Source organism: Gemmata palustris (genome assembly GCF_017939745.1).
GTDB lineage: Bacteria > Planctomycetota > Planctomycetia > Gemmatales > Gemmataceae > Gemmata > Gemmata palustris.
On sequence record NZ_JAGKQQ010000001.1, the window covers coordinates 5,408,314 to 5,429,920 of the forward strand.

The window sequence follows — 21,607 nt, forward strand, 5'->3', positions numbered from 1 at the left end:
GGGTCAGTACCCGTTCGCGAACACGCTCCGCCCGCCGTCGACCGGCAGGCACGTTCCGGTCACGAAGTCGTTGTCGAGGAAGTGCAGCACGGCCGCCGCGATGTGAGCCGGGCTGCCCTCGCGCTTCACGAGCGTACCCGCGATCACCTCGTCGCGCTCCGCGGCCCCCACTTCAGGCGGGAGCATGACAGGACCGGGGAGTACGGCGTTCACGCGCACGTTCGGGTTGCGCGTGCCTAGTTCCACCGCGAACACCCGCGTGAGACCCGGGATCGCGGCCTTACTGGGAAAGTACGCGGCGAAATCTTTGTACGGGCGCACGTCGGCCCAATCGCCGACGTTCACGATACACCCACCCGTCGGCTGCTTCACCATTGCCAACCCGACGTGCTGACACATCAGAAAAGTGCCGAGCAGGTTCGCGTCGAAGTGTTCGCGGACGTCCGCCGCGGTGACGTCTTCGAGAGCCTTGCGGTTCCAGATCGCGGCGCAATTCACCAGCGCGTCAATGCGGCCGAACCGGTCGCGTGTCGTGCTCACCAGACGCTTCACGGCGGCTTCGTCGGCGAGGTCGGCTTGAACCAAGAGCGTCTCGATACCGTATTGCGCTTCGAGCTTCGCAGTAGTTTCCTTCGCTTCGGTTTCGGACGTGCGGTAATGCACCGCAACTGCAAACCCGCGCTGGGCGAGCGCCTCCGCGACGTGCGAACCGACGCGCCGTTTGCCGCTACCGGTAACAAGTGCGACTTTCCGTTCGCTCACGGTCACTCCTTCGGAACGGGGGTGGCGCCTGTTGTGTTAATGGGCGCATCGAGCGTGACCCACGTTTTGCACCCGGCGAATTCCGGGCGCTCGGTCACGACGCGCGATTCGGGAAGTCGGAACACGCTAACGTTCAACACGAACAGTCCCGGTGCGCGGTAATGGAACCGCTGTTTCACGACATCCGACGTCCACGCATGTTGCGAATCCAGTGCCAGCGCGTCGTCGAGGCTCGTGAGGTGCGCGACGGATTCAACGCGCACGAAATGCGTGAAGCGAATCGTACCCATCGGGGACTTTGTTGCTTCCGCGTGTTCGAGTAACGGTAGGAACTCCGGCTTGATGCCGGCTTTGTGTTCGTGGAAGTGCGTCGGGTACAGCAGGAATTCACTGTGCTCGGGCCGGAACACACCGCCCTCTTCGGCGATGCCTCCCTTGCGGAGAATGAGCGATTGCCGGCCCGCCGCGAGCGCCTCGCAAATCACGGCCCACTCTTTAAATGCGATCGATAGCATCGTTCTTCTCCTGGGGCTGCGGACGTCGCGCCTGTTCGGTGGCACCCGCGGTGAGACTCGTTGATTTACTTGAGGCCGCTCAATCAGGCTCTTGAGTGTAGTCCGCTCGCTCCGCGAGCGGGGCTCCCTGAGTCGGTGAGTGTAATGATTCGGCACAGGGGCCAACCGCTCGCGGAGCGAGCGGACTACACTCAAGAGCCTGATTGCGGTGGCTGGCTATACGCGCTCGTGCTTCGGGCTTCGAGTCATGAGATCCTGGACGGCCGCGAGCGGCGGTTTACCGTTGTGCAGCACTTCGTACACGCCAGTCATAATGGGGGCTTCGATTCCGCTCCGCGACGTGCGCTCGAACACGCTCTTGCTCGTGAGTACGCCTTCCACGACTTGCGGACCCGTGAGCACGTCCGCGAGCGGTTCGCCCCGACCGAGCCGGTAGCCGACGCGCCGGTTCCGCCCGTGCGGACTGAAGCAAGTCGTAATCAGATCGCCGGTCCCCGCGAGGCCGGTGAAAGTCGAGGGTTCCGCGCCGTGGGCGACACCGAACCGCGTCACCTCGACTAATCCGCGGGTGAGCAGAGCGGCCTTCGCGTTGTCGCCGAAACCCAGTCCATCGCACACGCCAGCGGCGATGCCGATCACGTTCTTCAGCGCGCCGGCCAGCTCAACGCCCACCAAGTCGCCGTTCGTGTACACGCGGAACCGGTCGGTGACGAACCGGTGTTGCACCCACGACGCGAGCCCCCCGTCGCTCGCCGCGACCACGAGCGACGTGGGCATCCCGCGGGCGACCTCTTCCGCGTGACTCGGGCCGCTGAGTACCGCGATGTTTTCGGTCTTGAGGGTTTCACTGATGATTTCCGACGGCCGGCGAAAGGTCGCGGTCTCCAGCCCTTTTGTCAGGCTGACGACGGGCGCATCGGTCGTTCGGAGAGAAGCGAATCGGGCGAGTGTTGCGCGCAAATAGGCTGTGGGGATTGCGCTCACCCAGCAATCGGCGCCGGCCACCGCTTCGGCCGGATCGCCCGTGATCTGAAGCGAATCGTGCAGTTTTACGCCGGGGAGCAGCCGCGCGTTTTCTCGCGCAACGCTCAGTTGTGCCGCGTTGTCGGAATGCGCGCTCCACAACTTAACACGGTGTTCCGCGTTCTGGGCGAGTAGGACCGCGACGGCCGTGCCCCACCCACCGCTACCGAGCACCGCGAATCTGGTCGGCATGGTACAAATTTCCACCTACGGAGATGGCGCCGATTCGCGCCCTGGTACATCTTATCTAGTCGTGTGCTCGATCTGCCGAGGTTCCCGGCTCAGGTTGAAGTACGCCTCTTTACTAGCCGATTAACTGGTGTGAGTCGTTCTGTGTTGCCGGCGCGGCGCGTGCGGGTTGGGGATTCCGCACGCGGCCTCGGGGAAACCGGTGTCAGAAAGCTCTCGCCAAGGAGGATGACATGGCCACACGACTGAAACTCTTCACTCCTGCGCCCGAAGAAACCGAACCCAGCACCGAACCGGACGTCCGCGTGCGCCTCGGTGACCTGCTCCCGCTCGTGGCAATGGCCCAGCGGATGAACTTCATCTGGTTGAAAGACTTCCTCGACGACGAAGTCGTCGTCAGCAACGATCTCTACGAAGTGATGCAGGCGTTCCGCAGCAGCCGACCGACATCCGCCTGATTTGCCAAAAACGATTGAATCGCAACCCGCCGGGCGGGATGGTTCTCTTGAGCCATCCCGCCCGGCGGGTTGTTTTTGGTTCGGACCTCCGATTCACGGCGAACGGCCGGTGTGAACCGGCCGGTGAATTTCCAGGCCCACCCCGCTAATGCGCGGTGAGTGATCCACCGGCCGGCTCACACCGGCCGTTCGCCTGGGTCGTGTCGCGCGTTACTAATCCACCGCCTTCGGGATGAACGGCTTCACCAGGTCGTCATCGTCTTCGTCCTCGCCACCGGGTACCGGCAACGGCGCGTCAGTGATGATTGCCTTCGGGTCCGCGTTCGGGTCGTTTTCGACAACGACCATCTGTGTGAATTCCTTGCCATCAACCGTGAGCGCGACGCGGTACCCGCCGGCCTTGGGTGGCGACCACTGGAGCCGGTGGAACCCCACCGTTGTCGCGGGCGCGCGGAACTCGCGCACCGCCTTGCCGGTCACGTCCAGCACCTTCACCGATACTTCCTTTGCGGGCTTCGTGAGCATGTAATCGATGGTGCCGCCGGGCGCCGGGTTGGTGCCGTAGAACTTGCGCACGTCGCGCGAATACGGGAAGCTGCCCGGCGCGAACTGCCAGCGCGTGACCGGGGCCGGCGCGAACAGCGTGGCCGGGGCCGCGAGCGCCTCGGCCTTCATTTGCCGCAAACTCGCCACATCCAGCACCCACACGCTGCGCCCGTGCGTGGCGATCACGATCTCGCTCGCGGTCGTCGGTTGCACGACTTCGTGGACCGCGACCGTGGGGAGGTTGTTACTCAACTTCGCCCACGCTTCGCCGCGGTTGATCGATACCCAGATCCCGAACTCGGTGCCGCAGTACAAAAGGTCCGGCGCCGTGATGTCCTCGCGCAGCACGCGCGTGGAGCCGAACGCGGGCAAGTTGCCCGTCACGCTCTTCCACGTTTGGCCGAAGTCCTCGGTGACGTACAGATACGGGCGGTCGTCGTCAGAACGGTGCCCATCAAGGCAGACGTAACAGCGCCCCTCAACGGTGCGGCCCGGTTCAATGGTGCTCACGCACCGCGGCGCCGGCAGCCCGGCCTTCTTCATGTTCTCGGTCACGTTCACCCAGTTCGCGCCGCCGTCCTTGGTCACCCACAAAAAGCCGTCGTCGGTACCGGCCCACAGCACGTCCGCGTTCTTCGGGCTTTCCGCGAGCGCGGTCATCGAACCCTGCTTGGTTCGCGTCAGTTCGGGGCTGATGACTTTGAGGTTGTCACCTCGAGCCACCGAGCGGAACACGTACTGCGCCCCGCAATAGAAGATGTGGGAGTTGTGGTTCGAGAGAATGAACGGCGTGTTCCAGTTGAACCGCAGTTCCTCCCCGGCTTTCACGGGGCGTGCGCGAATCCCGGCGCTCTCGCCGGTCTTCAGGTTCCGCCGATTCATCCCCCCATTTTGGCTCTCGGCATACACCCAGTCGGGGTCGTTCTGATCGACGCGGCATACGAACCCGTCGCCACCGTTGAGGTACACCCAGTCCTCGTTGGCCGGCCCGTTACCGCGGAGCGTGCGCGACGGGCCGCCCCAACTGCCGTTGTCTTGCAACCCGCCGTACACGCGGTACGGCTTCCGGGTGTCCACTGCGACGTGGTAGAACTGGCCCAGAGCCAACACATTCAGGTGGTCCCAGTTCGTGCCGCGGTCGTAGGTCGAGTAGAACCCGCCGTCGCAGCCGAGGATCATGTGCCGCCCGTCCTTCGGGTCGATCCACAGCGCGTGGTGGTCCGGGTGAACGGTGCCCGCCTGCGCGCTGACGAACCGCTTCCCGCCGTCCGTGCTCCTCCACAGCACCGTGTCGCCGAGAACGTAAATGGAGTTGTCGTCCGTGGGATCGACGCGGACGTTCGAGAAGTAGAAGGGCCGCGGGTTCAAACTGTTGACGCGGGTCCACGAATCGCCGTTGTCCTTCGACATGTACAGGCCGCCGGTCTGGTAGCCGTCTTTGCCCTGATTGTTCTGAACGTTCTGTTGCTGCCCGCCCACAACCGGGCTCATCAGGAACGGCCGGGGGTTGGGTGCGGCCGGCGCGCCCGCTGGGGGGCGGATCTCGCCCGTCTCCAGCGCGAGTGTGACGTCGAGGGGCTTCTTGTCGCCCTCCCGGAAAGTGATTTTCACTTTGTCACCGGCCGCACGCGGGTTCTCGGATTTGGGCGAAACGCGCAGTTCGGTGCGGAACTCGCGCCAGTTCGCGACGTCCTTGCCCTCGACTCCGGTGATCGTCATCCCGGCCTTCACGCCGGCTTTCTCGGCCGCGCCGCCCTTCGGTACCTCGACCACTTTCACGGGAGCGTCGTTATCAGCGAACGAAACGATGAGCCCGCCCGGTAGCAAACTCGTTGGCCCGCTCTTGGGTTTCGGGGCCGGTGTCGCCGGGCGCGGCGCGAGCTTCATTTCGATGGTGAGCGTTTCTTTGTCCTTGTCCTTGCCCTTCGCGCGAACGACCGTGAACTTCACCACGTCATCGGGCTTCTTGGTCGCCATGAAGTCGAGCAGATCGTCGTAGCTGGCGATCTTCTTGCCGTCGACAGCGGTGATGAGGTCGTCCACCTTCAGTCCGGCTTTCGTCGCCGGGCCGTCCTCGACCACGGCCGTGATCTTCGCCCCGTCCTTCTCGCCCTCGCCGGAAACTCCGAGCTGCACCGTCAGAACGGGCCGCCCCACGCCGATCTTTTCCGTATCGATGATCGCGTACAGCAGCCCCTTCGTCTTCCGGGAGTAATCGATCCCGATGCGCCCGGTCTTGACGGAAGGCAGCCCGCTAGCGGCGTTCTCACCTGTGAGCTTCTTCCAGTTTTTGCCGCCGTCGGCGGTCTTGAACAGTCCCCCACCGGCCCCGTGCGCGACGATCGGGCCGTACTGGTCTGGCCCCGGCCAACTCGTGCCGAAGAACCCGTCGAACTCGTCGCGCTTGCGCTCCCACAATCCCGCGAACACCACGTTGGGGTCGAACGGGTCCATCCGCAGCTCGATCGCGCCGGTCTTGTCATCGACAAACAGCACCTTCTTCCAGGTCGCCCCACCGTCCTCGGTCTTGAAGACGCCACGCTCCTCGTTCGCCCCCCACAACCGCCCGAGCGCCGCGACGTAGACCGTGTTCGGGTCTTTCGGGTGAATGACGATCTTGCCGATGCTGAACGTCTTCTTCAGCCCCATGTTCCGCCACGACTTGCCCGCGTCCGTGCTCTTGTAAACGCCGTCGCCATAGGACGCGGAGTTCCGCGGGTTGTTCTCGCCCGTGCCGACCCACACCACGTTCGGGTCGCTCGGGGCAACGGCCACGTCACCGATGGAGATGGTCGCTTCTTTCTCGAACGCGAAGTTAAACGTGGTGCCGTTGTTGACGGTCTTCAACAGCCCGCCGCTCGCTGTGGCGATGTAGTACGTGCTCGGGTCGCTCTCCACGACCGCGAGCGCGGTGACGCGCCCGCCCATGTTGGCCGGACCGATGTTGCGCCAGCTCATCTTGGCGATGGCGGCCTCGGGCACGCTGTTCGGCGCGGGTGCGGGCGCCGGACCTTTCCGCAACTCGTCGAGCTTCTTTTGGAGCTCGAGAATCTGTCGCTCGACGTCCGCGATCTCCTTTTTGAGCGGGTCTTCCTTGTCGGGTTGCGCGATACCGGGCAGCGCGAATACCAGTGCAGCGAGGAGGGCGAACGCGGCGCGGCGCCCGGTGCGGGGTGCGGGGGTCACGGGTGTTGCTCTTGTGGATGAGGAATCGGCAGCGATTGCCTAAAGCGCCGATTTTACGCATTCACAAATACTGCTGCTAGTTACCGAAGTTGATGTGATCGCGGGAAGAGTGGGCGTTTTGTACGGAAAATGCAGATAGCAATGATTCGGCGGGCAGTCTCACTCGTGGAATGAGCGATCCCACGAGTAAAAAGCCAAAAGGCTCCCGGGTCGACCCGGGAGCCTTTTGGCTTTGCGGACGAGATAAGGCGCTTACCGCAGGTAGCGGTTCAGCACGTTCTCGATCAGTTCCTGGCGCCCGGAGACGTTCTTGTCCGCGTCGCCCTTCTTCAACATGTAGGCTTCGAGTTCCTCGAACTTCACCTTACCGCCTTCGATGTCCGCGCCGATGCCGGCGTCCCACGACGAGTAGCGCTGCTTCACCATGTCCTTCAGCACCCCGTCCCGGCGAATGGCCGCGGCGATTTTCAGCCCGTGAGCGAACGCATCCATGCCGCCGATGTGGGCGTGGAACAGGTCCACCGGCTCGAAGCTGTCGCGGCGCACCTTCGCGTCGAAGTTCATCCCGCCGGCCCCGATGCCGCCCTGGTTCAGCACGATGAGCATCACCTGCGCGGTCAGGTACAGGTCCGTCGGGAACTGGTCCGTGTCCCAGCCGAGCAGCAGGTCGCCGCGGTTGGCGTCGATCGAGCCGAGCATCCCGTTGATGCTCGCGTACTCGAGTTCGTGGCCCATCGTGTGGCGCGCGAGCGTCGCGTGGTTCGTCTCGACGTTGAACTTGAACTCCTTCTCCAGCCCGTTCGCGCGCAAGAACGCGAGCGAGTGGGCACAGTCGAAATCGTACTGGTGGCTGGTCGGCTCGTGCGGCTTCGGCTCGATCAGGAACGGCCCGGTGAACCCGATCTTCTTCTTGTACTCCACCGCCATGTGGAAGAACTTCGCGAGGTGGTCGAGTTCGCGCTTCAGGTCGGTGTTCCAGAGGGTCATGTACCCCTCGCGCCCGCCCCAGAACACGTAGTTCTCGCCGCCGAGTTCCTTGGTCACCTCGAGCGCCTTCTTCACCTGCGCCGCGGAGTACGCGAACACGTCCGCGTTGCTGCTCGTGCTGGCCCCGTGAACGAACCGCTTGTTGCTGAACAGGTTCGCGGTGCCCCACAGGAGCTTGATCCCGGTGCGGCCCTGGGCCTCCTTGAGCTTCTTCACCACGGAATCGAGGATCTTGTTTGTTTCTGTGAGGTTCGCGCCCTCGGGGGCGATGTCGCGGTCGTGGAAGCAGTAGTACGGCACGCCGAGCTTTTCCATGAACTCGAACGCGACGTCCACGCGCTTGAGGGCCATCTCGGGCGAGTCGCTGCCGTCCTCCCAGGGCCGGACCGCACAGCCCGGGCCGAACGGGTCGCTGCCGGTCCCGCGGAACGTGTGCCAATAACTCACCGCGAACCGCAGGTGGTCGCGCATCGACTTGCCTTCGACGATCTCGTCCGGGTTGTAGTGCCGGTACGCGAGCGGGTTCGTGCTGTCCGGTCCCTCGTACTTGATCTTCGGGACGTCTGGGAAGAACGACATCATTACGCCTCGGGAGTGGAAAGAGTCGGGGTCGTGATGAGAGCGTAGCGGTTCGCAGCGGGAGCGGGTAGGATTGGTGCGGCGGCTTCCCGGTTATCGTTTTATTTCATTGAGGGAAATGCCGTGTCCGAGCCCCTGGGGTTCCCCGTACCGCCTGATGATCGTCGGTTCCTCGCACGCGCCGAGCGCAGCCGGTCGCCACCGCCCCCGCGCCCCCAATCGCGCGACCCACCGGAGCGCACGCGGGCGAGTATCGCGGCCGGTCTGTTGCTCCGCGGGTACATGCGAAACGGTTTCACCCGGTCTCCCCTTCCTGCTCTTTGCGCAACTTCATCACCATTAAGCGGCCAAGTCGAGTAGTCGTTCGGCGGCGACTTGTAATTCGGCCTCGTTGATCCCGGGCCGCAGAACCGCCTGAATTTCGTTCCGCAGTAGCTCACGGCGCCAGGCGCGGCGCTTATCCGCGTGACTCGGTCGCCGTTCCCCGTCGTCCCATGGACTTGCGGCCCGGTGCCCGGCCAACGCCTTGGCATCCCGATTCCAGGCCCAAGCTTCGGTCATCGTGAGCGCCCACAGGCACACGTGGAACGCCCCGACGTTGGCCCGCACGAGGCGCACCTGCTGCTGACCCGCCCCGACAACTTCTTTCAGATCGCGGAACGCGATCTCCAGGCTGAAGCGACTCGCGACACTTCCGAGGATGTCGCCCACCGGCGCGGCGGTGTCGGTGCAGAAGAACGCCACCCACCCGGTGGGCTCGTCCACCAGAACGACGCGAATCGCCCCACCGGCCGGGCGCCAGGTGGCCACGAACGTCTTGTACTTCTTCTCCGTCGGTTTCCCGTACAAGTCGAACGTCCCGGTGGCCCACCCGCGGGTCTGTCCGGCTCGCTTGGCCAACTCGATTCGCTGGTCCCCATAGGTCCGGTTCGGTCCGCGCTGGTGGGGCGCCCGCGGGCCGGGCACGGACCACAGGGCCGAGTCCTTCCTCAGTCGGCTCACCACCGTCACCCCGAGCTCCCGCAGGGGCTTGAGTACCGGGGCCTTGGCGTACGCCCCGTCGGCCACCACCCAGAGGGGCTTGCCCAGGTGCCCGAGCCACGAGGCGGCCCACCGCACCAACTCGACGGCCAGTTCCAGCTTGGTCCGGAACCCGGGCCGGGTCCTCGCCGGGATCCCCGGAAGGTCCTTGCGGCGCACGTACAACCGGGCCAGCAGCGGGAGCGCAACGATGCCCCAAGAGGGGTGCCGGGCCAGGAGCCCGAGGACCACCCACACGTGCCCGTACACGAACGGTCCGCCGGCCGGCCCGGGCGTCGGGTTGTGGTGCACCCCGGCCCCTTGTACCGTTGCCCCGTATCGTTCCGTTGGGGTGTCATCCAGGGCCAACGTGAGCCGTCTGGCCTCCGCCGCCAGGGGCCTCACGACCTCCCGCAGCAGGTGTGACGCCGCGCGGTCGGTCCGGCCCCCAAGCGCGGCCACCGTGGTGTAGCACGGGCGATACTCATCGCTCAGCCCGGCGGACCGAATCCAGGTCGTAACGGTGCGCCGGCCCCGAGCCAGAACGGCTCCGACCAGCAACCATGCCAGCCGCGGAGCCGATCGTGGGTCTAACGCCGCCGCGAGAACCGAAAACCAGTGGCACGACGAGGGTAGCGGATGCGATGATGGCATGGCCGCGTCCGTCCGGGGCGAGGGTGGTGTGGTAACCCCATCGTCTCGGACGGGCCGGCGCCTGTCTACACGCTAAGCCTCAGCCGCTCGAATACAGGAAGTCGCGCAAAGTACAGCCCTTCCGAAGCCCGCCCAGAAACGACAGGAGCCACACTGGATAACAGCGGTTGTGTGTATGGCATTCGCGGCGACGTTGATTTCACTCGAACTCATCTATTTCTTGACGTGCCGACCGGAGCTTGACGGTCGGCGCTGGCGCGCCCGACTGATTTTGCCGCGAGACGTTCGACGGGTCCTATTTCTTCGATCTTTGCCCGCAACAACGTTACTCAACCGCCTCCGGGTGTGACCCAACGGGCCGCTGACAATCAGCGGCCCGCGTTCGTTTGCGGCTTGTGCCTTTGCTCAGTCGCCGTGACGATTGGTGCCTGGCTCTGCATTGGCGGGCGACCTGGTACCGACGATCCGGCGCGGCAAGTAAGGCTGCTCAATTCTCGCCTGTGACGGTCGAAGTGTCGCCCAGGCGACGTGGGATGGTTACTGGATGGTTGTCGCGCTGTTCGTGGATAGCTCGCCTTCGCTGTCTGCTGCGGATGGCTCGACGGAGTTCTTGCAGAAACGGGTTGAACCGGTCGCCATCTCGACGGATGCGCTTCGGCGGGTCAGACTGATTGTAGCTCGCGCCCAAAACCTTGATGTAATGTGTCTCCCACTGACACAGCAGTTCGACGGATGCGGTTGGGATGGAACGCCAGACGAACGCTTGACTCCCATACTTGGAAAAATCAGCTTGTAGTCTCTTGTTGGGATGCGTCCCTTTGAGCAACTCGCGGAAATGAGCGGCACGTCGGCTGATTAGGTTAATCGACTGCCCGACATAGACTTCACCGGTAACTTGGCATGTGATGGTGTAAATGCCGGGTATTTTCGTCTTCATTGGATTCTCTCACAGACACGGAAGTAGCTTGGCGACTGCATCAGCCTTCGGCATCTCGCAGAATGAACACGGCTTGTACAAGCTTCCCGCCGACACCACCTTCAATCACAATGCTCGGCGAGTCGGGTCCGTCGCCTACCTCTTGTTGCCACGAGATTTTTCGGAACGGCTCTTGGAAACAAGCTGCAATCTTCCCGACGTCGAGAATCATCACGAACGACTTCGGGCGGAAGATGATCTCAACGAGCGCGGTTGCCGAGCCGAAAGAGTAGCTCCACAGTTTCCGGGTTTCCGGCATCATGGTTCCGAGAAGGGTTTCCGCGATCTCTTCGCGTGTCATGCGTGTGGCCTTTCATGTGGGTGAATCTCGATGCCGCATTATACCCACGTGACGGTACGCACCATCCGCGATTCAACGAGAGAGCCGCCCGGCATCAACCGAGCGGCCGCAGAAATCTGAGCCGGTCACCCACTTCACCCCTTGCGCATCTGCTCGATGATTGCGACGACGAACGCGGGTAAATCCTCCGGCGTGCGGCTGGTTATCAGGTTCCCGTCAACCACCACTTCCTGATCGACGTAGGTGCCGCCCGCGTTGGTCACGTCGTCCTTGATGGAATGGAAGCACGTCACCTTTTTGCCCTTGAGCGCGGTCGTACTGCACAGTACCCACGGACCGTGACAGATGGCCGCGACCGGCTTGCCCTGCGCGAAGATGTCGCGCACGAGTTTCAGCATGGGCTCGCTCCGGCGAATGTAGTCGGGCGCGAAGCCGCCGGGGATCACGACCGCGTGGAACCGGTCCGCGCTCGCGTCCTTCGCGGACACGTCGGCCTTCGCGGGGTAGCCGAGTTTGCTCGGGTACGTCTTCCCGGCTTCGGGGCCGACGAGTACCACTTCGCACCCGGCCTCGCGCAGCCGGTACACCGGGTACCACACTTCCATTTCCTGGTACTGCTGCTCGACCAGCACCGCGACGCGCTTACCTTGCAAACTCATGGTGACGCTCCGTGAAGAGGCGGGCGAGGAGGAATGTATTGGCAGGCCGGGCTACCGGGATTTCGGCTCGCCGTGCAGAAGGAGTGAAAGGAACGGACCAGAAATTGGCATCGGTTGCACGGTGTTCCAGTGCGCGAACGCTTCCTGAGCCTGTGCCACAGAATCTCGCGCCTCGCTCTTCGCGAGCACCTTACCGAGGTTGTAGTCCGCATCGTGTCGGCGGTCTTGAAGGTCAACGAACGTTGCCGCTAGTCTCTTCAGCTCATCGGGAACCGGGGCACCGAGGAGTGCGGCGACCAGCACCGGCGGGGCTTTCATCCCCTCGCAAACCTTTCTCATTCTCCCGTGATCGAACGAGCGCGCGATCAGCGGGCGCTGGCGCGGGTCCAGAACGAGCGACGAGGTTGCGGCTTCGATCAGCCGGTGGAACAGGGCGTAATAAGCGGTCGAGACGGCTCGCCTAATAGCGGCGTCCGTGGGCTGCTTGTTGTTCTGCCGAAGGAGGTAGTGGGCGACCGCAAGCAATTCGTCCGCGGCACTCATGCGGGCGCCCTCGCGGCAAGATCCCGCACATCCGATTCCGTGCGGACGCCAATGTTCGGCCAGCGCTCGATACCCGCGCGCTCGAACTCGAGACGGATCGCCATCCGAACGCGCCCCAAGAGCTCGCGCGTTTCGGGCGCCTCGATCTCTGTGTCGTCGCGGAGAACGAGCCAGACCCATACGATCGGGCTGCCGGTCCAACTCTCCGCGAGTTCGTAATCGAATGTGGGTATCCGATCTTTCTCGCCATCCCAGACGCGCCAAATGGCCTCGCGGATCGCCGTGCTTTCCGGCGTGCGGTACGGCCGCAACAGGTTCCAGACGGTGACGAGCGCGGCACGCGCAATCTCTTCTTGAGCGGGGCTAACGGGAGGAGCCGTGGTCGCGATCGTGCGGAACCGATCAACGGCGCGGAACAGTTCTTCGCGCTGCACCGGAGGAAGGGTAACGAAGTCGGCGTCGGCCAAGCCGTGAACGGACGCGGGGGTTAACCAATCATCCGAGCCGAGGTGATTAACGCCCGACTCGACGTAATGAATAAAGTCCAGCGGCACGAGGCACCTCCACAATTCGGTTCCTGCATCCTACCGCCGGGTGCAACACTACTTCAACCGCACGCGGACGAACGTGGGCCAATACAGGTCCGCGTTGTTAATGACCGGCGCCAGATCGAACGAGTTGACGACGTAGGAGATCACGAGTTCGTTGCCGGTCGCGAGGTGCGCGTGGGCCTTGGCCGCGTAGGAGAACACCTTCTTGTCTTTCTTCATCTCCGGGCACGTGTAGAGCAGCACGGGGGCCGACCACGGGCCTTCGGGCGCGAGCGCGAACCGCCCCACGACGCGGTCCGACAAGCCGCTTTCGGTGTAGACGAGCGCGTACTGTTTTAAACCGGGCAGGTAGCTCACGGAGAACTCGACCGCGAGCCCATCGACCTGACCGGTCGCGTCCTTGAAATCGGCCTTCCACGCGCCGTCCGTGAGGAAGCGCCACGAGTCGAAGTCCGCGAGCTTGTCCACCGGAACGCGGGCCGTGAGCACCTTCCGCGTCGGGAACGGCTTGCCCGGCTTCTCTTCGTAGCCGTACACGTAAGCGTGCTCGCCGACCGTCAGCACCGAGGAGCCGAACGAAACCTTGCGCTCGCCACCGAGTGCGGCGAACGGCACTTTCGCGTACTTGGGCTTCCACTTCAGCGGGTCCGCATCCGGCTTCTCGACCGTGCCGAGCCACACATCGACCGCCTTGAAGCCGAACGCGCCAGGTTCGTTCGTCTTCTCGAAGCGCGGTAAGAACACGTGTAACTTGTCGTCTGCAAAATGACCCGCGAACTGCCAGAACCAGCCCTTCCCGTCCGGTGGGGCGAAGATCGCAGTGGGCTTACCATCGGCCCCCTTTTGAATCGCGAACGCGAACTTCGCATCAGCCCCCGTACCGTCCTGAATGCCGATCGTGTTGTTCACCATCGCCACGTCTTTGCGCTTGCCGTCGCGCACGGTACCAACCCACGTATCGCTGAACAGCCACAGCGCCCGCTTGTCCGAGAGCGACACCGAGAACGCGCCGTCGCCGCCGACCCAACCGTCTTTGAGCCGGAACCGGGCGTTGAGGTCCGCGGCCGGCTCCGCTTTCACAACGGCCGGCGGTTCCGGCGGGGCCGCGAGACAGGTGAGTAGCACGAATGCGGTCGCGTTCACTTCTTCGGTTCCTTCTTGGTGAAGATCACAGACGATTTTGCGGCGACGGACCGCTGTGCTCAGCGCTTCCATTTGGAACCGAGCAGGAGATTTACGAGGAACACCGTCGTGATTTGCTGATCGCGAACGCGCTGCCAGGCCTCGAACGCTGCGCGAACTTGTTGCACGAGAGTCAACGTGTCCTGTCGGTTGAACGTGCGTGACACGTTGTAATCCGCCTCGTGTCGGCTCTGTTGGAGTTGGATGAACGTATCGGCAACGGTTTTTAAGTCGTCCGGTACACCGGTTGTGGTGACCGCCTTCAAGTGATCGGGCAGCGCCCCGGCCGCGAACGGTCGGCAGGCTTGTTTCATCTCGGAATGATCGAACGCTCGCGGCACGAGTTGGCGCAGCCCGGGGTCCGACACGACCACGGCCGTCGCTTCGCGCACGAGGAGGTGGAACAGGGCGTAGTACCCGGCCGAAATCGCGCGGCGCAAACTGGCTTGCTTCGGGCGCCGCGAATCCCGCCGGGCGAGGTGCTCGGCCTGTTCCAACAGGTCTTCGTCCAAGCTCACACGACGCCCTCGCTCATCAACCCGACCGCTTCGGAGAGCAGCCGATAATGGATGTAGGGCAAGCGATCGCTCTTGACCTCGGCCAGCGCTCGACGCACTTCCTTACGGAACTGCGTCGAGAACTGTCGGAACTCGCTCGAATCTGGATCAACGTCGTCGGGCACGATAACCCAAATCCAAATGCCCGGATCGCCGGTCGCATCAGTGTCGAGCGTGTAGTCGATACCGAGCACGAAGTCGGGAAACGTTATCCTTGATCGGTAGAGCGCGAGCAACAGCGCCCGTCCCTCGGCATCCAGGGCAAGGTGATCGAGCAGGTTGATAAAGTTCATCAGATACGCGAGCCCGCTCTTCAGTTCGGCTGCGGTGGGCTCGCGGTCCGCGATTGCTTCAGCGACTCCCCGGAACGCATTGACTTGTGCCGTGAGTTGGTCCCGATCTGCGGGGGAGAAGGAGCTGAAGTCACCGGCGTCGTAGCCCGCAACGGTCCGGGGGGAGAGCCAGATCGGTGCCGATCGTTTGAGCCACGTGTACTCCAACTCGTCCCGATCAGGGGGCACCGGGGCCGCCTGCGATAGACGAGGGAATACGACGTTTCGAGCAGTTTGGACGTTGCGAAGAAACTCAGTGAGTGCCACGGGATTACCCTCCGGACGTATCATACCCCGCCCGCCTTCTCGCTCCTACTTCTTCGGTTCCTTCTTGGTGAAGATCACGACGTGCTGCCACGGCAGCGTGCCCACCGTCTTCGTGTGCCCCATCTCCGGGAACGGGGTCACCTCTTTTAGCACCTGGCGCTCGCTCATTTTGTGAACGAGCTTGATCGCGACCTTGTCGTCTTCCAGCCGGAACTCGACGAACACGAGTCGGCCGCCCGGCTTCAGGGCCTCGACCAATTTCTCCGCCATCTCGAACGGGTGCTCGAACTCGTGGTACACGTCCACCATCAGGATGAGATCGACCTTCCCCGCGGGCAGCTTCGGGTCCGTTACGGTTCCCTTCACCGTCTCGACGTTCGTGACCTTCTGTTTCTTGGCCTTCGCGGTCACCAGGTCGAGCATCTCCTGCTGAATGTCCGACGCGATCACTTTTCCCTTTTCGCCGACGAGCGGGGCGATCATGAACGTGTGGTACCCGCTCCCCGCGCCCACGTCCGCGACCACCATCCCCTCCTTGATCTCGAGTGCCTTGATGAGTTTTTCCGGGTCTTCTTCCTTGATGCGCTCCTTGCGCTCGAGCCACCCCGCAGCGCCGTACCCCATGACGTGCGCGATCTCGCGCCCCATGTAGAACTTCCCGATCCCGTCCTTGTCGTGCTCCTCGCGGTACTCGTACTTCGGCTTCTCCCGCTTCGGGGTGGGCTTGACCGGATCTTCAGCGCGGGCCGCGGCCCCGCACGCGAGCGCCACCACGACCCCGACCGCCAGCACGCGCCTCATGTCTGCGCCTCCGGTGAAGTTCACGGACCCTCGAACACATCGTACCCGCCGGGCGAAAAATTCGCGCGGGGTATTGACAACTCGAATAGTAAACGCATTATCAATACTGAACAAATAATCATACCCTCAAAGGCGCCAGAAACGGTTCCCGCGCCGGTGAGAAGTCGCCCACGAGCCCCGAGTCCTGCGCCCGTTCTTGGCGCGGGACGCCCCGAAAGGTGAAACGCCATGCCCCACTGGTTGAGCTACACCTCGTACTCACTGTACTTCGACGCGGCCGACATGACCGAGGACGATACGGAATTCCTGCTCGCGATCGCGGCGTTTCAGAAGCGCTTCGGGCGCCGGTACCCCACGTGGCTCGAGATCCTCTACATCGCGCGGTGCCTGGGCTACCGCAAGGTCGCGGACGCGGTGCCGATCGAACAGCCGCTCCCGGCGAAGGGCGGCGAAAGCGCGGGACGCGCTGGCGTTGTCGGAAGTACGACGTAGAATGCGGCTACCTTCCACCCACGCGATCTCCATGCGGTTGCTTCGCCGATTTTCGCCAGGCTCGTTCCGCCACTGCGTGGCGGTCGTGGCTCTATTGGCGCAAGTCGTTGCCGCCGCCGGCGCACCGGTCCCGACGTCCCGGGCGCGCAACAACCGCGGCGTTCCGTTCCCCTGTCAGGATCACCCCTGCGGGTGCGCGACCAGCGAACAGTGCTGGGCCGGCGATTGCTGCTGCTTCACACTCGAACAGAAGCTCGCCTGGGCCGACACGCACGCGATCGTTCCTCCGGTACACGTTCGCCCGATGGTCGAGGCGCGCCAGAAAGTCGATAAGGCGTGCTGCACGAAAACGACGGCCGACTCGTGCTGCGATCGTGCAGACACGACTAAGAGTGCGTGCCACGAACACGCACCGCCCGCAAAAGCCAGCGTTCAGTGGGTCGCGGGTGTGTTCGCTCAGAAGTGCCGCGGGGAAGGACCGGGCGGCCTGCTCAAACTCGAACTGGTCGTCGTGCCGGAGCAAAACGCCGCCACCCGACCCGCCTTTGACCCCACCGATTCCGTCCGGGAATCGAACGCGCGCGTGATAACCATTTCCCTCTGCCCGCCAACGCCTCCCCCGCGACTGGTCTAACCACCTTTGACTTGCCGACCGCGATCCGGGCTACCGGAGTCGCAGGCGCGCACCCACCTAACCACCGTTTTCCGCGCTGGCCCGAGCCGGTGCAGATCCACTCACATGCTGTGCGAGACACCAATGACCAAGCGCCACGCTTTTACTCTAATTGAACTGCTCGTTGTGATCGCGATCATCGCGATTCTGATCGGCCTGCTGCTCCCCGCGGTGCAAAAGGTACGCGAGGCCGCGGCCCGCATGAAGTGCTCGAACAACCTCAAACAACTCGGACTCGCGATGCACAATCACGAGAGCGCGATGGGGGTGTTCCCGCAAGGGCGTAACGCTTATCCCCAGGTCGTATCGGCCCCGGCCCGCCTGCTCGCTTACGTCGAGCAAGAGAACCTGCAGCGGCTCATCGACCCGAACGGCACGCTCGCGGCCGGCAGTCAGAACGACCTCGCAGGAAAGAACCGCGTCGGGCTGCTCGTGTGCCCGAGCGATTCGCAGAACGGCCAAGTCCCCGGTAGCACGTACTTCGGTACCAACTACGTCGCGTGCAACGGCACCGGGGTGACGTTCGACACGGCCGGGAACATCACGGGGTATCTGAAAATCGGGGACGGGAACGGCGTCTTCGCCCAAAAGCCCACGCGGATCGCGGACATCACCGACGGCACCTCGAACACGGTCGCGTTCAGCGAGAGCCTGCTCGGTAGTGCTTCGACCGTGAGCGGCCCCCCGACCGACCCGCAGACGATCCGATCGGTGGTACTGGAAGTGTCCGGCGGAAACGACCCGACTCCGGCCGATTGTGGCAGCGGCAACGGCGTGTGGAACCCGCGCCGCAGCGAGCAGTGGATCAACGGGCACTACGGCAACACGCTCTACAATCACTACTACCCGCCCAACCCGGTCGGGAAGTGGGATTGCGGTAACGGCAGCCACAACAAGGGTTTGGCCGCGGCCCGCAGCAACCACACAGGGGGCGTAAGTACCCTTCTCTCCGACGGATCGGTGCGATTCGTCCGTGATTCCGTGGCAATTGACACGTGGCGCGCGCTCGCGACGCGGAGCGGCGGCGAGGTCGTTCCGGGCGATTTCTAAGAATTATCCGACGCGAACACGAATTCCGCCCGCGCCCGCCAACGGGTCGCGGGCGGCGGCGTTATATTCCCTGAACGGAGTGGCGTAACGTGCTTCTGGTGCTGGACAACCGGCGGCACGGGCGACTATGGTGGATTCACCCGTCGCCCCACCACCCCAGAACTGCCGGACGCGCCGCGTGACCCGTGAACCAGAGCCACCCCTCCCCGACGAGGAGGCCGAATGGATACGGGCCGCCCAAGCCGGCGACCGGTCCGCGTTCGCGCAGTTGATCGATTGCTACTGGGACCGCCTGTACCGCTGGCTCTACCACCTGACGCGGGACCGGCACACGGCCGAAGACCTGACCCAGGAAACGTTCCTGCGGGCGCTCGCGGCGGTGAAGTCGTTCCGGCCGGGTAGTAACTTCCGGGCGTGGGTGTTCCGCATCGGGCACAACAACTTCGTGAACCAGAAGCGTGCCGATCGGCGAACCAAGCACCAGCTCCCGGACGACGCCCCGGCGCCGGGAGAAGGGAGCGTCGAGGCCAATGCGGAGAACCGCGAGACTCTGGAAGTGGTTAACCAGGCCGTCGCCGACCTGCCCTCCGACTTCCGCTCGGCGATCCTGCTCCGCGTCCACGAGGGACTGTCCTTCCGCGAGATCGCGAAGGTGCTCAACACCACGGAAGAGACGGCCCGGTGGCGCGTGTTCAAGGCCCGACAGAAACTGATGAAGGTACTTTCGCCGGAACTGCTCCCGCCCGGGGCGGTTTCAGAAGAGGCAAAAGAGTGACGCTCGCTCGTGTGGTGATGACATGAACTGCCAGGTTGTTCAAAACCAGATCCTCGATTTGCCGAACCCGCGGGAGTTGCCCGCGGTGATGCTCGCGCACGTCGCGGAGTGCGCCGCGTGCCAGGCGTGGTCGCAAAGGGCCGCGCGCCTGGAATCGCTGATCGAACAACTGCCCGTGCCGCCCGCGCCGGCCGAGAAGAAAGAGGCACTGATCGGCGAACTGCTGGCGGCCGACCCGGTCATCCGGCCGATGGCGGTGCTCGCGGCGCGCCCCGGTCTTGCCACGAGTGCGGGCCGTTTCCTCCAGCGGAACGCGACTTACGTGGGCGGGTTGGCCGCTGCGGTGCTGGTCGTCGTTGGTGGGGTGTGGTACGCGAATAGACCGGGTCCGATTACGACAACCGCCACGCCCGAGGAACGGCACCCGCTCGTGGAGAAACTGGTCGCCCGCGACATCGCCCTCGCTCGTGCCGAAACGCCCGCGAAGCGCCTCGAAGCCCTGAGCGGCATGGCCGACGATCTGGCGAGCGAAACCCGCGGAATGGCTCGTGTGGCTTCCGCCGCCGAACTGAAAGAACTCGCCCGCCAGTACGATAAGGTCGTAAAAGACGGGATCGTGCGCCAGGCGCGGGAACTGTCCCAGGCACCGCTCGTGTCCGCACCCGAAAAGCGAAAGCTGTTGGACCCGCTCGCGGCGAAGCTCGAAGCGGACGCGACCGAAGCGGAGAAACTGTCGCGCGAGGCCCCGCAGGACGCCCAACCCACACTCAAGCGGATCGCTGATACGGCCCGCCAAGGCGCGCGCGAACTCGCGCCCGCCCGCGAGGGAAAATGACATGGCCCGCTGGGTTTACATCCCGACCGCGTTCTTCGCACTCGCCGCCTGGGTCGGCGCGCAGGGCCCCCCGCCGGCACCGGTGCTCACCGCGGCGGACCAATTGCGGTTGCTCAAGACGAACGCAACGCTGATCGATAACCTCGTCGATCACGGCGTCGCGCTCTCCGCTGCGGACTCCGTGGACAAGCGGGCCGAGCAGTGCCGCAACGCTTCCAAAGCGCTGGCGAACGCGATTCACGACGCCGCGGACAAGCAAGAAGCCGAGCGCGTGGCGGTTCTGACCGACCTGTTCCGCGAAGTTATGCGAGACGGCCTGCTGCCGACCCTCAAGGACGGCAAGCGAACCGTTCCGCCCGGGTCCCCCGCCGCAATGAAGTTGCGCGACGTGCGCGAGGCCTCCGTTCAGGACATCGCCGAACTGAAGACCGCGCTCCCCGTAACAGGTAAAGTAGCCGAAAGCTCCCGCGTAAAGGATGCGTTCAAGCAACTCGACGAGGTCGCTGAAGTTCTCTACGAGTTACGCGCGCAACGCTAATGAAGCCGAATTCGGTGCGAATCCCGCCTTCCGTGCCTCCTCGTAACTCTTCACACTGAGCCCGCACAACGCCTTACTCCGCTCAACCGAGCCCCGGTAACCCAACGCGGAGACCCGCGATGAAACTCCGAACCTTCTCGGGTGCGGTCGTTCTGGCCGTGTGCGTGGTTACCGGTCCCGCACCGGCAGACGAGAAGGATGACAAAATCAAAGGGATTGCAGCGAAAGCGGAAGCAGCAAGGATCGAGGCGGAAAAGATCGAGGGGACGTGGACCGCAACGGCCGGGACGCGCGACGGCAAACCGCTGGCGAAAGACGATCTCGCGAAACTGTCGATCACCCTCGTCGGCCCGAAAGCGAAGCAGTTCATCGGCAATACGACTTCGCTGGCCGGGTACCTTCCCGAGGGCTCGGTAAACGCGGCGAACATTAGCTGGGGCGTCACCCCGGGCACATCGCCCCGCGAAATCGACTTCGCGCGCAACTACGGCGCCCGCACATCAAACTACCCCGGTATCTACGAACTGAAGGCCGATGAACTCACGCTCTGCGCTGACTTCACGCCCAGTCCCGACGGTCCGCCGATGCGGAAGCGCCCGACCAAGTTAGATGCGCCCAAGGGCTCGCCCTACACGCTCCTCACTTTCAAACGCGCGCAGCCGTAAACGAGTGGAATTGTGCGGACGTTCTCGGGATTTACCCCGGATTTTGAGGAGCGCGAAGGCTCCCGCGAAAATGATCTGTACTCCCGTCACGCTTCGAGGGCGCCCACACGATACGCGGGCACCCTCGAAGTGTGTTTGCGGAGGGCGGCTGTCACTCCTTGCCCATCAGTTCCTTGACGAGCTTCGCGAGCGCCTCCACGTCCTTTTTCGTAACGATCACGTCGATCCGGCTTTGGGGCACCTTTAGCTTCTCCATGAAGCTCGCCGCGGAGGTCCACATCTTGTCGCGCTTCTTCCCCTCGGCGAGGTACAGGTCGGCCACTAACTCCGCGAGCCGCTGCCACGAAACCTGATCGATATTATCGTAGTACCGCTTGATGATTTTCTGTTGGTGCGGGCTGTAGTTCTCCATTCCCATCGCGTGCCACTCCGTAAGTTGTGAACCTCCCTTAGCACACACGACTGGTGCCGGAACGTCAAGCCGAGTAGCC

The 21,607-nt window shown here is 63.8% G+C and carries 24 protein-coding genes; 8 read left to right on the forward strand and 16 right to left on the reverse strand.

Features of this window, described 5'->3' with window-relative positions; all coding sequences use genetic code 11:
- Window positions 1–3 precede the first annotated feature (3 nt).
- The 3 genes from J8F10_RS22150 to J8F10_RS22160 all read right to left on the reverse strand — a co-directional run bounded on the left by J8F10_RS22150 (window position 4) and on the right by J8F10_RS22160 (window position 2,492).
- Complete coding sequence (locus J8F10_RS22150; protein WP_210657524.1) at window positions 4–762, reverse strand: SDR family NAD(P)-dependent oxidoreductase; 759 nt, start codon at window positions 760–762, stop codon at window positions 4–6.
- 2 nt (window positions 763–764) lie between these two features.
- A complete protein-coding gene (locus J8F10_RS22155; protein ID WP_210657526.1) occupies window positions 765–1,277 on the reverse strand; it encodes a DUF1802 family protein in 513 nt (170 codons plus the stop codon).
- A 216-nt stretch (window positions 1,278–1,493) separates the two neighbouring features.
- The gene (locus J8F10_RS22160) at window positions 1,494–2,492 is read right to left on the reverse strand and encodes an NAD(P)H-dependent glycerol-3-phosphate dehydrogenase (protein WP_210657528.1); all 999 of its coding nucleotides are present in this window, start codon (window positions 2,490–2,492) and stop codon (window positions 1,494–1,496) included.
- A gap of 230 nt (window positions 2,493–2,722) precedes the next feature.
- Between J8F10_RS22160 and J8F10_RS22165 the strand changes: the two genes are divergently transcribed.
- Window positions 2,723–2,947: a hypothetical protein gene (locus tag J8F10_RS22165; protein WP_210657530.1), complete on the forward strand. Its 225-nt coding sequence runs from the start codon at window positions 2,723–2,725 to the stop codon at window positions 2,945–2,947.
- Window positions 2,948–3,160: 213 nt separating this feature from the next.
- On the opposite strand, the gene J8F10_RS22170 is transcribed toward J8F10_RS22165, so the two are convergent.
- The 12 genes from J8F10_RS22170 to J8F10_RS22225 all read right to left on the reverse strand — a co-directional run bounded on the left by J8F10_RS22170 (window position 3,161) and on the right by J8F10_RS22225 (window position 16,088).
- Window positions 3,161–6,679, reverse strand: coding sequence for a VPS10 domain-containing protein (locus J8F10_RS22170; protein WP_210657532.1), 3,519 nt, complete (start codon window positions 6,677–6,679; stop codon window positions 3,161–3,163).
- A gap of 252 nt (window positions 6,680–6,931) precedes the next feature.
- Window positions 6,932–8,245, reverse strand: a complete 1,314-nt coding sequence (xylA, locus tag J8F10_RS22175) for a xylose isomerase (RefSeq protein ID WP_210662074.1) — start codon at window positions 8,243–8,245, stop codon at window positions 6,932–6,934.
- Between the two features lie 339 nt (window positions 8,246–8,584).
- Window positions 8,585–9,919, reverse strand: a complete 1,335-nt coding sequence (locus J8F10_RS22180; protein WP_210652997.1) for an IS701 family transposase — start codon at window positions 9,917–9,919, stop codon at window positions 8,585–8,587.
- A gap of 487 nt (window positions 9,920–10,406) precedes the next feature.
- Window positions 10,407–10,856 carry a GIY-YIG nuclease family protein gene (locus tag J8F10_RS22185; protein ID WP_210657535.1) on the reverse strand — a complete coding sequence of 150 codons (450 nt, stop codon included), beginning with the start codon at window positions 10,854–10,856 and terminating at the stop codon, window positions 10,407–10,409.
- 40 nt (window positions 10,857–10,896) lie between these two features.
- Window positions 10,897–11,196 (reverse strand): hypothetical protein, encoded by a 300-nt coding sequence (locus J8F10_RS22190; RefSeq protein WP_210657537.1) that lies wholly within the window; start codon window positions 11,194–11,196, stop codon window positions 10,897–10,899.
- Window positions 11,197–11,330: 134 nt separating this feature from the next.
- Complete coding sequence (locus J8F10_RS22195) at window positions 11,331–11,855, reverse strand: type 1 glutamine amidotransferase domain-containing protein (protein WP_210657539.1); 525 nt, start codon at window positions 11,853–11,855, stop codon at window positions 11,331–11,333.
- Between the two features lie 51 nt (window positions 11,856–11,906).
- On the reverse strand, window positions 11,907–12,398 hold the full coding sequence (locus J8F10_RS22200) for a hypothetical protein (protein ID WP_210657541.1): 492 nt from the start codon (window positions 12,396–12,398) through the stop codon (window positions 11,907–11,909).
- Complete coding sequence (locus tag J8F10_RS22205) at window positions 12,395–12,952, reverse strand: hypothetical protein (protein WP_210657543.1); 558 nt, start codon at window positions 12,950–12,952, stop codon at window positions 12,395–12,397. The genes J8F10_RS22200 and J8F10_RS22205 overlap by 4 nt, the downstream gene beginning before the upstream one ends.
- Window positions 12,953–13,000: 48 nt before the next feature.
- Entirely contained in the window at window positions 13,001–14,092 is a 1,092-nt protein-coding gene (locus J8F10_RS22210) for a DUF4185 domain-containing protein (protein ID WP_210657545.1), read from the reverse strand.
- Window positions 14,093–14,151: 59 nt separating this feature from the next.
- Window positions 14,152–14,649, reverse strand: coding sequence for a hypothetical protein (locus J8F10_RS22215; protein WP_210657547.1), 498 nt, complete (start codon window positions 14,647–14,649; stop codon window positions 14,152–14,154).
- Window positions 14,646–15,209, reverse strand: a complete 564-nt coding sequence (locus J8F10_RS22220; RefSeq protein WP_210657549.1) for a hypothetical protein — start codon at window positions 15,207–15,209, stop codon at window positions 14,646–14,648. Before J8F10_RS22220 ends, J8F10_RS22215 begins: the two co-directional genes overlap by 4 nt.
- 123 nt (window positions 15,210–15,332) lie before the next feature.
- Window positions 15,333–16,088 (reverse strand): class I SAM-dependent methyltransferase, encoded by a 756-nt coding sequence (locus J8F10_RS22225; protein ID WP_210657551.1) that lies wholly within the window; start codon window positions 16,086–16,088, stop codon window positions 15,333–15,335.
- A 228-nt stretch (window positions 16,089–16,316) separates the two neighbouring features.
- Here J8F10_RS22225 and J8F10_RS22230 point away from each other — a divergent pair, with 228 nt between their 5' ends.
- From J8F10_RS22230 to J8F10_RS22260, 7 genes are all read left to right on the forward strand, one after another.
- Window positions 16,317–16,580, forward strand: coding sequence for a hypothetical protein (locus tag J8F10_RS22230; RefSeq protein WP_210657553.1), 264 nt, complete (start codon window positions 16,317–16,319; stop codon window positions 16,578–16,580).
- Window position 16,581: 1 nt separating this feature from the next.
- The gene (locus J8F10_RS22235; RefSeq protein WP_210657555.1) at window positions 16,582–17,214 is read left to right on the forward strand and encodes a hypothetical protein; all 633 of its coding nucleotides are present in this window, start codon (window positions 16,582–16,584) and stop codon (window positions 17,212–17,214) included.
- Window positions 17,215–17,337: 123 nt separating this feature from the next.
- Entirely contained in the window at window positions 17,338–18,303 is a 966-nt protein-coding gene (locus tag J8F10_RS22240) for a DUF1559 domain-containing protein (protein WP_246523489.1), read from the forward strand.
- A gap of 178 nt (window positions 18,304–18,481) precedes the next feature.
- On the forward strand, window positions 18,482–19,078 hold the full coding sequence (locus tag J8F10_RS22245) for an RNA polymerase sigma factor (RefSeq protein ID WP_315854143.1): 597 nt from the start codon (window positions 18,482–18,484) through the stop codon (window positions 19,076–19,078).
- A 22-nt stretch (window positions 19,079–19,100) separates the two neighbouring features.
- The gene (locus tag J8F10_RS22250; RefSeq protein WP_210657561.1) at window positions 19,101–19,913 is read left to right on the forward strand and encodes a hypothetical protein; all 813 of its coding nucleotides are present in this window, start codon (window positions 19,101–19,103) and stop codon (window positions 19,911–19,913) included.
- 1 nt (window position 19,914) lies between these two features.
- The gene (locus J8F10_RS22255; RefSeq protein WP_210657564.1) at window positions 19,915–20,451 is read left to right on the forward strand and encodes a hypothetical protein; all 537 of its coding nucleotides are present in this window, start codon (window positions 19,915–19,917) and stop codon (window positions 20,449–20,451) included.
- A 119-nt stretch (window positions 20,452–20,570) separates the two neighbouring features.
- Window positions 20,571–21,116 carry a TIGR03067 domain-containing protein gene (locus J8F10_RS22260; RefSeq protein WP_210657566.1) on the forward strand — a complete coding sequence of 182 codons (546 nt, stop codon included), beginning with the start codon at window positions 20,571–20,573 and terminating at the stop codon, window positions 21,114–21,116.
- 151 nt (window positions 21,117–21,267) lie between these two features.
- Here the strand turns inward: J8F10_RS22260 and J8F10_RS22265 are convergent, their stop codons facing one another.
- Window positions 21,268–21,534 (reverse strand): hypothetical protein, encoded by a 267-nt coding sequence (locus tag J8F10_RS22265; RefSeq protein ID WP_246523491.1) that lies wholly within the window; start codon window positions 21,532–21,534, stop codon window positions 21,268–21,270.
- Between the last annotated feature and the right edge of the window lie 73 nt (window positions 21,535–21,607).

What these genes read in the sequence shown, in the direction of transcription:
- J8F10_RS22195 (WP_210657539.1), bottom strand. Translation starts at nt 11,855, where the DNA reads ATGAGTTTGCAAGGTAAGCGCGTCGCGGTGCTGGTCGAGCAGCAGTAC.
- J8F10_RS22250 (WP_210657561.1), top strand. Translation starts at nt 19,101, where the DNA reads ATGAACTGCCAGGTTGTTCAAAACCAGATCCTCGATTTGCCGAACCCG.
- J8F10_RS22260 (WP_210657566.1), top strand. Translation starts at nt 20,571, where the DNA reads ATGAAACTCCGAACCTTCTCGGGTGCGGTCGTTCTGGCCGTGTGCGTG.
- J8F10_RS22200 (WP_210657541.1), bottom strand. Translation starts at nt 12,398, where the DNA reads ATGAGTGCCGCGGACGAATTGCTTGCGGTCGCCCACTACCTCCTTCGG.
- J8F10_RS22240 (WP_246523489.1), top strand. Translation starts at nt 17,338, where the DNA reads ATGACCAAGCGCCACGCTTTTACTCTAATTGAACTGCTCGTTGTGATC.
- J8F10_RS22160 (WP_210657528.1), bottom strand. Translation starts at nt 2,492, where the DNA reads ATGCCGACCAGATTCGCGGTGCTCGGTAGCGGTGGGTGGGGCACGGCC.
- J8F10_RS22265 (WP_246523491.1), bottom strand. Translation starts at nt 21,534, where the DNA reads ATGGGAATGGAGAACTACAGCCCGCACCAACAGAAAATCATCAAGCGG.
- J8F10_RS22190 (WP_210657537.1), bottom strand. Translation starts at nt 11,196, where the DNA reads ATGACACGCGAAGAGATCGCGGAAACCCTTCTCGGAACCATGATGCCG.
- xylA (WP_210662074.1), bottom strand. Translation starts at nt 8,245, where the DNA reads ATGTCGTTCTTCCCAGACGTCCCGAAGATCAAGTACGAGGGACCGGAC.
- J8F10_RS22230 (WP_210657553.1), top strand. Translation starts at nt 16,317, where the DNA reads ATGCCCCACTGGTTGAGCTACACCTCGTACTCACTGTACTTCGACGCG.
- J8F10_RS22155 (WP_210657526.1), bottom strand. Translation starts at nt 1,277, where the DNA reads ATGCTATCGATCGCATTTAAAGAGTGGGCCGTGATTTGCGAGGCGCTC.
- J8F10_RS22235 (WP_210657555.1), top strand. Translation starts at nt 16,582, where the DNA reads ATGCGGCTACCTTCCACCCACGCGATCTCCATGCGGTTGCTTCGCCGA.
- J8F10_RS22165 (WP_210657530.1), top strand. Translation starts at nt 2,723, where the DNA reads ATGGCCACACGACTGAAACTCTTCACTCCTGCGCCCGAAGAAACCGAA.
- J8F10_RS22225 (WP_210657551.1), bottom strand. Translation starts at nt 16,088, where the DNA reads ATGAGGCGCGTGCTGGCGGTCGGGGTCGTGGTGGCGCTCGCGTGCGGG.
- J8F10_RS22255 (WP_210657564.1), top strand. Translation starts at nt 19,915, where the DNA reads ATGGCCCGCTGGGTTTACATCCCGACCGCGTTCTTCGCACTCGCCGCC.
- J8F10_RS22185 (WP_210657535.1), bottom strand. Translation starts at nt 10,856, where the DNA reads ATGAAGACGAAAATACCCGGCATTTACACCATCACATGCCAAGTTACC.
- J8F10_RS22180 (WP_210652997.1), bottom strand. Translation starts at nt 9,919, where the DNA reads ATGCCATCATCGCATCCGCTACCCTCGTCGTGCCACTGGTTTTCGGTT.